The organism is Paenibacillus sp. GbtcB18 (assembly GCF_019091125.1).
Classification (GTDB): domain Bacteria; phylum Bacillota; class Bacilli; order Paenibacillales; family NBRC-103111; genus Paenibacillus_F; species Paenibacillus_F chitinolyticus.
The window spans coordinates 1-251 of the sequence record NZ_JAGXJX010000614.1 but is presented as its reverse complement, the minus strand read 5'-3'; the positions used below and the strand labels follow the sequence as shown (position 1 = coordinate 251).

Genomic DNA, 251 nt, shown 5'->3' with positions numbered 1-251 from the left:
GTTTTCTTGGGATACGAGCCGATATAGAGAGGGTACTTCAAGCATTTGATGCATTTGTTTTTCCATCCATACATGAGGGATTACCACTTACTCTCATAGTGGCGCAAGGAGTTGGTTTACCTTGTATAATATCAGATGCAATTACGAAAGAAGTGGACTTAGGAATGAACCTAGTTGAACATGTTCCTCTGACAGATAAAAAGACTTGGATAGAAAAAATGAAAAATATAGAAATTAGTAATTTGTCGAGA

At 36.3% G+C, this 251-nt stretch carries 1 protein-coding gene; it reads left to right on the top strand.

Features of this window, described 5'->3' with window-relative positions; genetic code table 11:
• The coding region (locus KVT34_RS30675; RefSeq protein WP_217563341.1) for a glycosyltransferase at positions 1-251 on the top strand (251 nt) is incomplete at both ends.